At 71.0% G+C, this 13,795-nt stretch carries 11 protein-coding genes; 1 reads left to right on the top strand and 10 read right to left on the bottom strand.

What is annotated here, in order from left to right:
* On the bottom strand, positions 1-1,342 hold a 1,342-nt coding region (locus FJ108_06415; GenBank protein ID MBM4335533.1), incomplete at its 3' end, for a hypothetical protein.
* Between the two features lie 172 nt (positions 1,343-1,514).
* Here FJ108_06415 and FJ108_06410 point away from each other — a divergent pair.
* Entirely contained in the window at positions 1,515-5,114 is a 3,600-nt protein-coding gene (locus FJ108_06410; GenBank protein MBM4335532.1) for a hypothetical protein, read from the top strand.
* A 31-nt stretch (positions 5,115-5,145) separates the two neighbouring features.
* Here FJ108_06410 and FJ108_06405 read toward each other — a convergent pair whose 3' ends face one another.
* The 9 genes from FJ108_06405 to gyrA form a co-directional block, all read right to left on the bottom strand.
* Positions 5,146-6,384: an ATP-binding protein gene (locus tag FJ108_06405; GenBank protein MBM4335531.1), complete on the bottom strand. Its 1,239-nt coding sequence runs from the start codon at positions 6,382-6,384 to the stop codon at positions 5,146-5,148.
* A 38-nt stretch (positions 6,385-6,422) separates the two neighbouring features.
* Positions 6,423-7,166 carry an ATP-binding protein gene (locus FJ108_06400; GenBank protein MBM4335530.1) on the bottom strand — a complete coding sequence of 248 codons (744 nt, stop codon included), beginning with the start codon at positions 7,164-7,166 and terminating at the stop codon, positions 6,423-6,425.
* Positions 7,001-7,591: a nicotinamide mononucleotide transporter gene (locus FJ108_06395; GenBank protein ID MBM4335529.1), complete on the bottom strand. Its 591-nt coding sequence runs from the start codon at positions 7,589-7,591 to the stop codon at positions 7,001-7,003. The genes FJ108_06400 and FJ108_06395 overlap by 166 nt, the downstream gene beginning before the upstream one ends.
* A complete protein-coding gene (gene tmk / locus FJ108_06390; GenBank protein MBM4335528.1) occupies positions 7,588-8,349 on the bottom strand; it encodes a dTMP kinase in 762 nt (253 codons plus the stop codon). Before tmk ends, FJ108_06395 begins: the two co-directional genes overlap by 4 nt.
* 72 nt (positions 8,350-8,421) lie before the next feature.
* Entirely contained in the window at positions 8,422-8,730 is a 309-nt protein-coding gene (locus FJ108_06385) for an ATP synthase F0 subunit C (protein ID MBM4335527.1), read from the bottom strand.
* Positions 8,731-8,743: 13 nt separating this feature from the next.
* Positions 8,744-9,721: a F0F1 ATP synthase subunit A gene (atpB, locus tag FJ108_06380; GenBank protein MBM4335526.1), complete on the bottom strand. Its 978-nt coding sequence runs from the start codon at positions 9,719-9,721 to the stop codon at positions 8,744-8,746.
* A gap of 76 nt (positions 9,722-9,797) precedes the next feature.
* On the bottom strand, positions 9,798-10,046 hold the full coding sequence (locus FJ108_06375) for an AtpZ/AtpI family protein (GenBank protein ID MBM4335525.1): 249 nt from the start codon (positions 10,044-10,046) through the stop codon (positions 9,798-9,800).
* A complete protein-coding gene (hemL, locus tag FJ108_06370; protein ID MBM4335524.1) occupies positions 10,047-11,333 on the bottom strand; it encodes a glutamate-1-semialdehyde-2,1-aminomutase in 1,287 nt (428 codons plus the stop codon).
* Entirely contained in the window at positions 11,330-13,795 is a 2,466-nt protein-coding gene (gyrA, locus tag FJ108_06365; GenBank protein ID MBM4335523.1) for a DNA gyrase subunit A, read from the bottom strand. The genes hemL and gyrA overlap by 4 nt, the downstream gene beginning before the upstream one ends.

Here is a 13,795-nt window from a genome sequence, read left to right as displayed (position 1 = left end):
ACGACTCAGGCGATTCGAAGTAGACAGACCCTGTCCCGGACGCGCGACTGGCCGGTTTTGACCCGGCCACGACTGGCCGGTTTTGAGGTGGCCACTGAGGGTGCCGGTAGGCGCTGGTTCGCTTCTCGCTGAGGATCTGGTCCGTGAGAGCGCGGTAGCAGGCGATCGCGGGCAGCGGGTGGCCGGCCGATTCGAAGCGCTGCGCGAGCGAGAGGAGCGCGTCGTAGGGACCGTCGGCGAGCTGCGCGCGGCCGCGCAACACCTTGGCCGCCGCCCGTTCATCGGCGCCTAGATCGAGAAGGAATGCGCTCGCGCTGGCGATGCGGTCGCTCCGCTCCGCGCGCGCGATGGCGGCCTCGCGAGCGGCCGCTCTCGACTCGGGAGGCAGGAGAGCGGCGTAGGCGTCGAAGACCCGCGCGCTGAACGAGGCCTCGGAGATCTGCCGGCGCGCGTCGAGAAGTGCGTCGCGATCTCCGAGCTTCTCGTAGGCGCGCGCGAGCAGCTCGAGGCGTTTGCCGGAGAAATCCGCGCGGTCCGCGCTGTCGGCTCGCATCAGCCACTCGACGGCGCGCTCCACGGGGCCGAAGCGCAGATACTGCTCGGCGATGGCCTGCCTCTGCAGGGGGTTGGGGTGCGGCGAGCGGATCGTCACCGATCTCTCGTAGAGGGCGGCGTCCCCCAGAGCGCACGCGATCTGGCCCAGGGCCGCGCCGGCGGCGAGGCTCCGGTAGCTCTCGCGGTCGTGCGGCGCCGACTCGGCCTCGCGCTCGTAGATGCGGGCGAGCCGGCGGAGCTCCAGCTCCGAGAGGAGCGTCGCCGCGTGGTCGAGAAGCGCGTCGCGCGTGCCGTACTCGTCCCCCGCGTGCAGCTCGTGGACGCGCTCGACCCACGCGGGCTCGGCGGGCAGCGCCGCGGCCGCGCGATGCCAGAGGCCGCACGCGCGGCGGAAGGCGCCGCCGATCGACCCGTTCGAATCGTCGGCGCGCCCGAGAATCCGCTCGTCCGCGCGGATGAAGCGGTCGACGAGCTTCCACGCGGCTTCCGCGTCCGTGGCCAGGAGCTGCGTCTCGACGTCGTCGAGCCATCCCTGCAGCTCGCGGGCGAAGGCGCCGCTCTCGCCGTACGTGATGAACGAACGCCCGCTGCGGAATCGCTTCAGCCGGTGGTCCAAGGCGGCGGCGAGCGCGGCGGGATCGGCGCCCAGCGCGAGCGTCTCGATCCGGTCGCGCAGGGCCTCGTCCTCCTCGGCGAGACGCGAGAGGAAGGCGGCGAGTGATTCGGGCGCGGTCCGCGCGAGCCTGGCGCGGAGCTCATCGGCATCGATGCGTCCCTCGCCTGCCATAGAATCGGCACCTCCCTTGGACCCCGCGCCGTCGATCGCGTTGCAGGGTACGTAGTCTCCCACGCGGGCTCGCTGGATCACAGCCCCGCCCGGCGCTGGATCTTCCCTCCGCGACGCGGGTATGGTTCCGGGGAACCTCCCCTTCGAAGCCCGTGAGGAAGCGGCCCGATCCATGACGTCTTCGGCTAGCGACTCACCGGTCTCGCTCTCCGCGGATCAGCGGCGGAGCCTCGAGAAGGGCATCCGCGCGTTTCCGAGTCTGATCCGCGGGCGCGGAACGCGGTATGCGCGCGACGGGCGCGTGGGTCAGATCGAGTTCGACGGGCAGGTGCTGTTCGCGCTCGTCGAGGGCACCGAGACGTACGAGTGCGAGTGGTCGTTCGGGGGCGGGCGCTGGCTGGGGAGCTGCAGCTGCCCGATGACCATGGACTGCAAGCACCTGTACGCGCTCGGCCTCGAGGCGCTGAGCGGGATCGAGGTGGAGGGCGCCGTCGAACGCCGCGCACGCGCCGCTCCGGCCGAGCCGACGCCGGCGGAGATCGTGGCGCGAGTGCAGAGCGCGAGCGAACCGTGGCACGCCGAGCTCGCGCTCGATGCGCTCGCGCATTCCGTGGGCTCGCGGCTCGCGTACGGGGAGCTGCGCAACGCGCTGCGCGGCTGCTTCGAAGAGGCGGACCCGGAGCTCCGCTGCTTTCGGCTCGCGTTCGAGATCGAGCGGGCGGGGCAGCTCGAGCTGCCGCCCGCGCTCGCGCCGTTCCTGGCGCGGCGCGATCTGGCCGAGCGCAACGCGCGCCGCAGCGCGGAGCGTGCGCTCGAGGCGCTCGACGCCTGGACGGCCGGCTCGGCTCCGGGGTTCGCGAGGCGATTGCGTTTCGAGCTCTGCCTTACTTCGACCTGGGGCGGCGTGCGGCTCGGCGCGCGCGTGCGGCTCACGTCGCCGAAGATTCACGACGAGCTGCGCGCCGAATCCGCGCTCCTCGGTCTGCTTCGCCAAGCGGACTCCAGGCGCGACGTGCTGGCGGACGACGAGCGCGATCTGCTTCGCTTCGTGCTCGACGGCGGCTACCTCTCGGAGCGCCCGCAGCACTACGCGGCGGCGCCGCCCGACCCCCGCCGATTGCTCGAGCGCGCGGCGGAGAGCCCGCTCTTCAGCATCGCGGCGGACCTGGATCCTGCGCTGGCGCAGAGGACCGGGCTCGTGCCCGGCGGGCCGGTGCGCCTCGCGCCCGGCGCGGCCCGGATCGCGCCCGCGCTCGAGAGCGACGCGGCGGCACCGCGCCTCGCGCTGCACTGTTTCTTCGCCGACGGGCGATGCCTGCGGCTCGACCGCGTGCTGGTGCTGCCGGCGCGGACGCGCGACGGGGTGGCGGCGCGGGTGGCCGCGGTCGCCGCGGACGGCGGGTTCGCTCGCGTCGAGACGGCGCCGCCGATCGAGCTGGTCGAGAGCGCGCTGCTGGCCGGCGGGATCGAGCTTCGCGCCGAGGTGCTTCCGCTCGTGCGGCGACTCGCAGGCCGCATACCGGAGCTCGCGCGAAGCCTGGCGCCGCTCGTGCGACACGTTCCGGTGACGGCGCAGGTCATTGTCGATCTGGTCGACGAGGCCGCGCTCGAGCTTCGGCTCGTGGCGCACACGGGACCGCCGGATTGGTACCGGCAGGGCTCGTTTCCCGCGGGCGCGCGCGAGTTCGATGCGCGCGCGAGCGGCGGTTGGCACGAGCACCCGAGCGACGGCGACGAGAAGGCGGGCATCGGGCTCGAAGAGCCCGACCCGGCGGCGGTCGCGCCTGCGCGGCGCTTCGTCGACGAACTGCTCGCGCGCTTCGCGAGCGCAACGGGCGCGCGAATCCCGAAGGACACGATCGGCTGGTTCGTGCCCGTGAACGGCGCGGTGCTCGCGCAGCTGGCCGACGCCGTCGCGGAATCGCGCGGCGAGGTCACGGTTCTGGCGTCGCCGCGAGTCCGGCGCCTGCTCGAGCCGGATGCGGCGCGCCGGGTGCGAGCGTCGCTCGCCCCTTCGGGAATCGATTTCTTCGAGATCGACGTCGCCTGGGAGGACGAGGCTGCGGCGCTCAGCGACGGGGAGCGCGCGCAGCTGCTGGCGTCGACCGAGCGCTTCGTCCGCCTGCGCTCGGGTTGGGTGCGGCGCGCGGCGGGCGAGGAACAGGAGGCGCTGCTCGCTGCGCTGGCCGAGCTGGGCGTCGAGCCCGGTGCGGGGCCGCGCCGCGTCGGGGCGCTTGCGCTCGCCGGCGCGAGCGAGGGCAGCCTCGATCTCCTGCAGCGGCTCGCGGTGGATCCCGCCGCCGCCGAGCACGCGCGCGCGCTCCGGCAGCGCGTGGCTCGCTTTGCGGGGGTTCCGCGCGTGAAGAGACCCGCGGGCCTGCGCGGCAAGCTCCGGCCGTACCAACGCTCGGGCGTCGACTTTCTCGCGTACGTCTCCTCGCTCGGCATGGGCGCGCTGCTCGCGGACGACATGGGGCTGGGCAAGACGCTCCAGGCGCTCGCGTGGCTGCTGCACCTGCGCGAGCTGGAGCCGTCCGCAGGCCCGAGCCTGGTCGTGTGTCCGACCTCGGTCGCGCACAACTGGCTGCGCGAGGCCGAGCGCTTCGCGCCCGGGCTGCGCGTGCTCGCGCTCGAGCGCGGAGCCGAGCGTGCCGCGCGGCTCGGATCCCTCGAGCGCTGCGACCTGGCGATCACGAGCTACTCGCTGCTGCGCCGCGACATCGAAGCCTGGCGCGGCGTGCCGCTTCACGCCGCGATCCTCGACGAGGGTCAGTTCGTGAAGAACCCCGACTCGGGAGTGTCGCGCGCGGTTCGCGAGCTCGAAGCGCGACACCGGCTGGTGATGACCGGCACTCCACTCGAGAACCGACCGCTCGACCTTTGGAGCTTGATGCAGTTCGCGAACCCGGGCTACCTGGGCACGCGCAAGTCCTTCGTGGCGCGCTTCGAGCGCGACGAATCCGCGCCGCGCTCGCGCGCCCTGCTGGCCGCCCGCCTGCGACCGGTTCTGCTGCGCAGGCTGAAGCAGGAGGTCGCGCCGGAGCTGCCGGCGCGGATCGAGGAGCGGCGCGACTGCGAGCTGTCGGGCGAGCAGCGCAAGCGCTACGCGCTCGAGCTCGCGCGCGCGAGGGCGATCGCCGGGGCCCGGGCGACGTCGGCGCAGGCGAACGCGCGCAAGCGCATCGCGGTGCTCGCCGCGCTGCTTCGCCTTCGACAAATCTGCTGCCACCCCGCGCTGGCCGGCGGCGGCAGCGCACAGCGCAGCGGCAAGCTCGAGGCGCTGGTCGAGCTGATCGAGCCGCTCGTCGCGGAGGGCCACAAGGTGCTCGTGTTCTCGCAGTTCGTGCGCTTTCTGGAGCTTGTGCGCCGCGAGCTCACGCTCCAGGGCATCCGCTCGCACCTGCTCACCGGCGCGACGGTGAAGCGCGAGAAGGTCGTCGCGGAGTTCACGGACGATCCCTCGCCGTGCGCCTTCCTGATCTCGCTCAAAGCCGGTGGGAGCGGCCTCAACCTGGCCAGCGCGAGCTACGTGGTGCTGCTCGACCCGTGGTGGAATCCAGCGGTCGAGGCGCAGGCGATCGACCGAACGCACCGGATCGGCCAGACGCGCACGGTCGTCGCGTACCTTGTGGTCGCGCGCGGGACGATCGAAGAGAAGGTGCTCGAGCTGCAGGAGCGCAAGCAGGCGATCGTGCGCGACGTGCTCGGAGACGAGGCGTTCGCCCGCAGCCTTTCGCGTGATGATCTGGAGTTCCTGTTCGCCGAGGTCTGACGCGCGGGCCGCCGTGCGCGGCGCGGAACCCTCACAGGTCGTGCCACGGAATCGCGCGGACGCGGTCGGTGAGCTGCTGCGCGCGCTCGCAGCGGCAGACGATCAGGCCACGGCGGGCGCGCGAGGGGAACTCGTCGAGGAAGATCTCGAGGTGGCGCGCGTCGCCTGGACGCGGGCGCTCGGTCCACTTGACCTCGATGGGGATGTCTCCGCGCGGGGTCTCCCACACGAAGTCGACTTCGACGCCGTAGGTGGTGCGCCAGAAACTCACGCGCTGGCCCCGGCCCAGGTAAGCGGCGCGCGCGACCAGCTCTTGCGCCACCCACTGCTCGAGAAGCGGACCCGCGAGCTCGGCGGCGATCGGGCCGGACTGCGGCAGCTCCGCCGCGGCATTTCGCACGCCGACGTCGAAGAAATAGAAGCGGGGCGCGGTGAGCAGGCGCTTGCGCGAGCGGCGGGAGTAGGCAGGGATCCAGTAGCCAACGAACGTGTCGACCAGGACCTGGTAGAAGTTCTTGAGCGTGCTGGCGGGGATGCCGCTCTCCTGCGAGAGGCGCGCCAGGTTGATCTGCCCGCCGGACTCGATCGCGGCCAGGCGGAGGAACACGATGAAGGGCCCGACGTCGCGCACCAGCGCCTCGCGGCGGATCTCTTCCTCTAGGTAGTGCTCGACGTACGCGGCGAGCGTGGCCTTTGCGGTCTCCGGACGCTCCGCCCGGACTCCGGGGAGGCAGCCGAGCTGCAGCGTGCGCGCCAGCGAGCGCGTCGGGAATTCCGGCGCGGGGCCAGCGCTCGAGCCCGCGGACAGAGCGAGTGCCGGGCGGTCGTCCTCGCGCGCCAGCTCCCAGGCACTGACCGGGAAGAGGCGATACAGATGGCTGCGGCCGGGGAGCAGATTCGCGGAGTGAGATTTGAGTCGGCGCGCCGAGCTTCCCGTCAGGAAGAACTGCCAGCGCGATGGCGAGGCGTCATACAGCGCCTGCACTTCGTCGAGAAGCGCGGGAACCTTCTGGATCTCGTCGACCAGGACGTTGCGGGCGCCGCGCGGCAGCGCCCGAACCTCGCGTGCGAAAGCCGCGGGGTCGGCCTCGAAGCGGCGGCGCAGCCCCGTGTCCTGCAGGTTCACGACGTGCGTGCCGGGGCCGGCCAGAAGCTTCGCAAGCAGCGCCGTCTTCCCGGTCTGCCGCGCGCCGAGCAGGATGCGCACCTTGCTGGCCGAAACGCGACCGCGAAGCGCAGCCTCGATCCAACGCCTGTGAAACATGCACATGTGGATAATCCAGGATTATCCACATCGCCATGCTGGGGCTATGGCCGCAAGAACCGCTCGATCTCCCGAAGGCCCGTTTCGACCCGCTCCTCGCGCCCCCCGCGCACCCACGCCAGCCAGTGTGCGCTTCCGCGCAGCCGCTCGACGAACGCGTCGGTCATCCAGGCGCGGAAGCGCTCGCCGTCGCGGATCTCGTCGGCTTCGAACGCCACATCGTCGTGGTGGGTGAGCAGGTAGAGCGAGGGCTCGGTGATCGCGAGGGATTCGACTTTGGGCGAGCAATTGCCCAGGTAGCGCTCGTGCCAGACGCCGACCGCGAATGCGTCGGTGTCGCAGAGCAGGACGGGGCCGGTATCTAGCGCGGCGCGCGCTTCGAGCGCGTTCTGCTCGCGCGCGATCGCGACGAAGTCGGCGCTGGTCCAGACGAGGGCGTCCATCCGCGCGTCGGGGCCGCCTTCGCGCGCGAGCTTCTCGATCGTGTACTCGCGGCCGTACTCCGGAATCCAGCGCGTAGCGGCGAGCGCGCCGCCGCGGCGGCGCAGCGCGGCGCACAAGTCCTGGGCGAGGGTGGTCTTGCCCGTCGACTCCGCGCCGACCAGCACCACGCGGCGGGCGGTCACGGTCGGGCCTCCGCGGCGGGCTGCTCGCGCAGCAACACCGTCCAGCGTCGCAGGCCGGACAGGCAGATCAGCAGGAAGAGCGTGTAGAGAAGGGCGGTCGGGTACAGCTCGCGCGTGACGTAGAGCGGGACCGAGATCAGGTCGACGGCGATCCAGATCCACCAGTTCTCGAGGATCTTGCGGGCCTGGGCCCAGGTCGCGAGCAGCGAGAGCACGAGCACGCTCGAGTCCCAGATCGGCGCGGGGGAATCGGTCGCGCGCGCGAGCAGGAGAGCGGAGAGGGCGGTGCCGGCCAGCGCGAGCGCGGCGGCGGCGGCGAGCTCGGAGCGCGTGGCGCGGCGGATCGCGAGTTCCGCGCCGAGCGAGCCGCCGAAGCGCCAGCTCCACCAGCCGTAGACACCGAGAAGTGTGAAGACGATCTGCAGCAGCGCCTCGGCGTAGAGCCGCGCGCGCAGGAAGACCGCGAAGTACAGCGTGGTGTTCAGGATCGAGACCGGCCAGTTCCAGATGCTGGCGCGCGCGAGCAGCCAGACGCAGGCCAGGCCGGCGGCCGCGCCGATCCACTCGATCGCGCTCGCCTCGCTCACGCCAGCGCGCGCTCGACGCGCTCGCGGATCGCGCGCTCGACGCGGTCGGGCGGAAGGCTCGCGTCGATCGCCTCGAGCCCGAGCCTCGCGTACTCCGCGTCCACGCGCTCCAGGAACTCGGCGCGCTCGAAGCGCTCGGTCGCGTTCGCGCCCATCCGCAACAGCGCCTGTGCTACGGGCAGGCGCAGCCAGAGCACGAGATCCGGCTCCGGGAACTCGGGCGTGACGAAGAGCGCGCGCAGCCGCGCGCGGTCGATCCCCTGCGCGGCCTGGTAGGCGAGCGTCGAATGCTTGTAGCGGTCGCAGACGACGATCTCGCCGCGCACGAGCGCGGGAAGCACCACGCGCGAGAGGTGCTCGCGGCGGTCTGCGAGGAACATCTCGAGCACGTCGTCCGGGCTGGCCTCGAACTCGCCGCGCGCCCAGGCGCGGTAGCGCCGGCCGTGGGGGCCGTCGGTGGGCTCGCGGGTCGACACCACGCGGTGTCCCCGCTGCTCGAGCCAGGCGGCCAGGCGCCGCGTCTGCTCGGTCTTTCCCGAGCCGTCGATGCCCTCGAGCACCAGGAATCTGCCGCGCGCCGTCACGCGCTCAGTCTGACACCGGGGTTGCCGGATGGGGAATGCGCACGCCTCACCCCGTTCATCGTGCGCCTTTCCCCGTTCCCCATCCGACGTGGGCTTCCCGGAGTCCCTGGTCCCGTTAGAGGGAGTTCCGTTCCACCCGACGGATCGAGAGAGCAAGGCGCGTGCCGCGCGCAAGCACGCGAAAAACGAGCGCGCCCGGGCGCTCGTGAGAACGCCCGGGCGCGGAGTCGTGGCACGGAGGCCGCGTTAGATCTTGCCTTGAATCAAGAAGGCGATGACGAAGGCGAGCAGCGCGATCGACTCGATCAGCGCCAGACCGATGATCATCGGCGTCTGGATCGCGCCCGCCGCGCCGGGATTGCGCGCGATGCCCTGGACGGCGTTCGCGGCGGTCATGCCCTGCGCAATGCCGGCGCCGAGAATCGCCAGGCCGATCGCGAGGCCCGAGCCGATCGCGATCCCCCAGCTCGAGTCGCCGCCACCCTCGGCGGCGAAGGCCAGGTCCGGCGAGAGAGCCATGGCCAGAACGGCCGCCACGAAGAAGAACGCACGCATCGCTACTCCCTTTCTAGTGAGCTTCCTCGAGCCCCATCCCAATGTAGATGTTGGTGAGGAAAGTGAAGATGAACGCCTGCACGAAGCAGATGAAGACCCCGAGACCGAGCACGATCCAGGGCACGAAGATCGAGACCACCCCGCCAAAGCCGATGAAGATCGCCGCGAGCGTGTGGTCCGCGAACATGTTGGCGGTGAGGCGGATGGTGAGCGAGACGAAGCGGATCAGGTGGCTGAACAGCTCGATCGGCAGCATCAGCGGCGCCATCCAGATCGGGCCCGGCGACATGTGCTTGAGCCAGCCCCCGAAACCGTTCACCCGGATCGCCGCCGCCTCGGAGGTGACGACCGAGACGATCGCCCAGGACAGGTTCGTCTCGATGTAGGAAGTCGGACCGCCGAGCCCTGGCACGAGCCCCATCAGGTTCCCGATCAGGATGAAGACGCCCAGCGTTCCGAGCATGGGCATGTACTTGCGCCAATCATGGCCGATCGAGTCGTGGGCCAGCGTGGCGATGCCCTCGAACATGACCTCGAAGCAGTTGCGAAGCGACACGCGCCCGTCGGGAACCACCGCGTCGGGACCCAGCCCCGCGCGCACGCGCCACGAGACCAGCAGCACCAGCAGGATCGCGGCGACGACCGTCTGCAGCAGCAGCGGCACCGCGGCCTCGAGGATCATGAAGATGGAGGGGGGGTGGCTCATCGGGGGGCCTGCGGCGCCTGCGGGGTGAGCCCGTGCCAGATCGCCGCCGGAACGATCGCGAGCAGGCCGGCCAGGAACGCGAGCGGCAGAACGGGAGTGGCTGCGAGCACGTAGATCACCGCGGTGAAGAAGAGAACGGTGCGAAGCACGAGCATGACCTGCGCGATCGCGGTCGCTTGATCCGCGGCGCCGGTCGAAAACGCGGCGCGCACGCCTCGCTCCAGGACGCTCAGATTCAAGAGTTGGATCCCTCCGCCCGCGGCCGCGCTCCAAGCGGCGTCGCATCCATACGGAATCGCCCCCGCGATTGCAAGCGCGAGCACGATCAAGTACTTGGCGTGCAACGAAGCGCTGCGCCGACTCAACGCGGAGGAGTTTCCTCGTCCTTCGTGGACTGCTTTCCGAGCGCGATCAGCCGCCGGAAGGCGACGGTCGCGCCGAGCGCGAGGAACACCATCATCAGGACCGGCGAGGTGCCGAGCCAGCGGTCGCCGTAGATCCCGAGCACCGCGCCGAGCACGATCGAGAGCGCCGCCTCCCAGGCCGCTTCGATCCCCCGGCCCATCCGGACCGCCGGCAGACGAGGGCCGCGGCGCGGCTCGTCGGCCATTCAGGTCGCCCGCGCGAATGCGCGCCGGGCGGCTTCGAGGGTCTGGTCGAGCTCGGAGTCGCCGTGAGCGCAGGTGAGAAAGCCAGCCTCGAACGGGGACGGCGCCAGGTAGATGCCCTGCTCGAGCATGGAGTGGAAGAAGCTGCGGAACGCCGCGGTGTCGCACTTCTGAGCGTCCGCGTAGCTTCGCACCGGCCCCGGGTGGAAGAAGAAGCCGAAGACGCCGCCGAGCGAGCTCGCGGTGAATGGCACGCCCGCTTCTCGCGCGAGTCCAGCGAGCCCGTCCGCCATCCTCTTCGTGCCGGCTTCGAGTCGCTCGTAGACGCCCGGCTGCGCGGCGAGCTCGAGCGCGGCCAGGCCCGCGGCGGTGGCGAGCGGATTTCCGGAGAGCGTGCCCGCCTGGTAGACCGGGCCCAGTGGAGCCATTCGCTCCATCAGCGCGCGACGGCCGCCGTAGGCGCCGACCGGCAGGCCGCCGCCGATCACCTTGCCGAACGTGGTCAGGTCGGGCGCGACGCCGAAGCGCGCCTGTGCTCCGCCGAGCGCGACGCGGAAGCCCGTGATCACCTCGTCGAAGATCAACAGCGCCCCGTGCCGGTCGCAGATCGAGCGCAGTCCCGAAAGGAAACCGGCGACGGGAGGCACCAGTCCCATGTTCGCGGCGACCGGCTCCACGATCACCGCCGCGATCTCGGCGCCGCGCGAGGCGAAGAGCGATTCGACCGCTTCGAGATCGTTGAACGGCAGCACCACCGTGTCGGCGACCGCCGCGCGAGGCACGCCGTCGGTGCCGGGGATGCCGAGCGTCGCGACCCCCGAGCCCGCCGCGGCGAGCATGTGATCGGGGTGGCCGTGGTAGCAGCCGTCGAACTTCAGGACCCGGTCGCGGCCGGTCGCTCCGCGCGCGAGGCGGATCGCGCTCATGGTCGCCTCGGTGCCCGAGCAGACCAATCGCACCATCTCGAGCGACGGCACGAGCTGGCAGACGCGTTCCGCGAGCGCGATCTCGGCCTCGGTCGGGGCGCCGAAGCTCGTGCCGCGCGCGGCCGCTCGCGCGATCGCCTCGAGCACGACCGGGTGCGCGTGCCCGTGCAGGATCGCGCCCCACGACGCGACGTAGTCGATGTAGGAGTTGCCGTCCTCGTCGACGATGCGCGCGCCCGAGGCCGAGCGGATGAAGCGCGCCTGCCCGCCCACCGATCCGAACGCGCGGACCGGGCTGTTGACACCGCCCGGGATCACGTTGCGCGCCCGCTCGAGAAGCTGCTTGGAGCGCGACGTGTTCATGCGCCCTCGACCTCGTCTTCCTCGCCGAGCTTGGCGACCGAGACCACGCGCTCGCCCTCGGACGGCTCCATCAGCCGCACGCCCTGGGTGTTGCGGCTCATGCTGGGGATCTCGGCGACGCGCGTGCGGATCATCTTTCCGCCGCTCGTGATCAGCATGATCTCGTCGCGATCGTCGACCTGCATGATCCCCACGACCTGGCCGTTCCGCTCGGTCGTCTTGATGGTGATGATCCCCTGCCCGCCGCGGTTCTGCTCGCGGTACTCCTCGAGCGGCGAGCGCTTGCCGAAGCCGTTCTCGCTCACGGTGAGGATGGTCTTGCCGGGCTTCAGCACTTCCATTCCGACGGTGGCGTCACCCTCGCGCGTGGAGATGCCGCGCACGCCCGTCGCCGCGCGGCCCATCGGCCGGACCTGCTCCTCGTTGAAGCGGATCGATTTTCCGTCCTGCGTGGCGAGCAGGATCTGCTCGCCTCCGCTCGTGCGCGAGGCCGCGATCAGCTCGTCTCCGTCGGCGATGTGGATCGCGATGATGCCGCCGCGGCGCGGGTTCGAGTACTGCGCGAGCTCGGTCTTCTTGATCGTTCCGTCCCGTGTCGCGAGCACCACGTAGCCGCCCTCGCCGAAGTCGCGCACCGGCAGGATCGCCTGGATCCGCTCGCCCTCGGCGAGCTGAAGCAGGTTCACCAGCGCCTTGCCCTTCGCGCCGCGCGAGAGCTCGGGAAGCTCGTGGACCTTCAGCCAGTGCACGCGGCCCTTGTTGGTGAAGCAGAGCAGATAGGCGTGCGTCGAGGCCACGAAGACCATCGACACGAAGTCCTCGTCGGCCGTCGATGCGGCGACCTTTCCCTTTCCGCCGCGGCGCTGCGCCCGGTAGAGCGTGGGCACGTGCCGCTTGGCGTAGCCGCGGTGGGTGATGGTCACGACCATGTCCTCTTCCGCGATCAGATCCTCGGTCGTGAAGTCCTCGACCGCGGCGGCGAGCTCGGTTCGGCGCGGGTCCGCGTACTTCTCGCGCATCTCCTCGAGCTCGCGGACGATCAGCTCGGTGACCTTCTCGTCGCTGGCGAGCAGCGCCTTCAGCTCCTCGATCTTCGCGCGCACCTCGGCGAGCTCGTCGAGGATCTTCTGGCGCTCCATCGCGGTGAGCCGCTGCAGGCGCAGCTCCAGGATCGCCTGCGCCTGTCGCTCCGAGAGCGAGAAGCGCGCCATCAGCGCTTCGCGGGCCTCGGCCGGGCTCTGGCTGGCGCGGATCAGCGCGATCAGCGCGTCGAGGTGGTCGAGCGCGACATTGAAGCCCTCGAGGATGTGTGCGCGCGCCTCGGCCTGGCGAAGGTCGAAGGCCGCGCGCCGGCGCACGACCTCGCGGCGGAAGTCGAGGAAGTGCTGCAGCAGTGCGATCAGGCCGAGCGTCTGCGGCCGGTTGCGCACCAGCGCCACCATGTTCACGCCGAACGTGGTCTGCATCGGCGTCATCTTGAAGAGCTGATTCAGCACGACCTGGTCGTCCGCGTCCTTCTTCAGCTCCACCACGACGCGCATGCCGCGGCGGTCGGACTCGTCGCGGACGTCGGAGATGCCGTCGATCCGCCCGTCGCGCACCAGCTCCGCGATCTTCTCGATCATCGAAGCCTTGTTGACCATGTACGGGATCTCGTCGAGCACGATGCGCACGCGGCCGCCGCGCATCTCCTCGGTCGCCGCTCGCGCGCGCACGGTGAGCAGGCCCCGGCCGGTGCGATAGGCCTCGCGAATTCCGCTTCCGCCGCAGATCAGCGCGCCGGTGGGGAAGTCGGGCCCGGGCAGCTTCTCCATCAGCTCGTCGAGCCCGACGCGCGGATTTCGAGCGAGCAGGATCAGCGCGTCGGCCGTCTCGCCGAGGTTGTGCGGCGGGATGTTCGTGGCCATGCCGACCGCGATTCCCGACGAGCCGTTGATCACCAGGTTCGGGATGCGCGTCGGCAGGACGATCGGCTCGGTGCGCGTGTTGTCGTAGTTCGGTACGAAGTCGACGGTCTCGCGCTCGAGATCGGCGAGCATCTCTGCCGCGATCCGCGTGAGACGCGCTTCGGTGTAGCGCATGGCCGCCGGGGGATCGCCGTCGACCGATCCGAAGTTCCCCTGACCGTCGACGAGCGGGTAACGCAGCGAGAACGGCTGGGCGAGGCGCACGATCGACGGGTAGATCACCGCCTCGCCGTGCGGGTGGTAGTTGCCCGAGACGTCGCCGGCGATCTTCGCGCACTTCCGGTAGGGCCGGTCGGAGGTCAGGTTCAGGTCGTTGAACGTGACCAGGATGCGCCGCTGCGAGGGCTTGAGCCCGTCGCGCACGTCGGGCAGCGCGCGGCTGATGATGACCGACATCGAGTAGTCGAGGAACGAGCGGCGCATCTCGTCCTCGATCGCGACGGGGATCGGAGGGTTCACTGGTGGCAGCGCGGGAGTCTCTGGCGTGTCGGTCAT

The organism is Deltaproteobacteria bacterium, assembly GCA_016875225.1.
In the GTDB taxonomy this organism is placed as follows: domain Bacteria; phylum Myxococcota_A; class UBA9160; order SZUA-336; family SZUA-336; genus VGRW01.
Note: the sequence above shows the minus strand (reverse complement) of the source record. Positions and strands in the feature narration are given on the sequence as shown.

What these genes read in the sequence shown, in the direction of transcription:
- FJ108_06385 (MBM4335527.1), bottom strand. Translation starts at nt 8,730, where the DNA reads ATGCGTGCGTTCTTCTTCGTGGCGGCCGTTCTGGCCATGGCTCTCTCG.
- gyrA (MBM4335523.1), bottom strand. Translation starts at nt 13,795, where the DNA reads ATGACCGACACGCCAGAGACTCCCGCGCTGCCACCAGTGAACCCTCCG.
- atpB (MBM4335526.1), bottom strand. Translation starts at nt 9,721, where the DNA reads ATGCGACGCCGCTTGGAGCGCGGCCGCGGGCGGAGGGATCCAACTCTT.
- FJ108_06375 (MBM4335525.1), bottom strand. Translation starts at nt 10,046, where the DNA reads ATGGCCGACGAGCCGCGCCGCGGCCCTCGTCTGCCGGCGGTCCGGATG.
- FJ108_06410 (MBM4335532.1), top strand. Translation starts at nt 1,515, where the DNA reads ATGACGTCTTCGGCTAGCGACTCACCGGTCTCGCTCTCCGCGGATCAG.
- hemL (MBM4335524.1), bottom strand. Translation starts at nt 11,333, where the DNA reads ATGAACACGTCGCGCTCCAAGCAGCTTCTCGAGCGGGCGCGCAACGTG.
- FJ108_06405 (MBM4335531.1), bottom strand. Translation starts at nt 6,384, where the DNA reads ATGTGCATGTTTCACAGGCGTTGGATCGAGGCTGCGCTTCGCGGTCGC.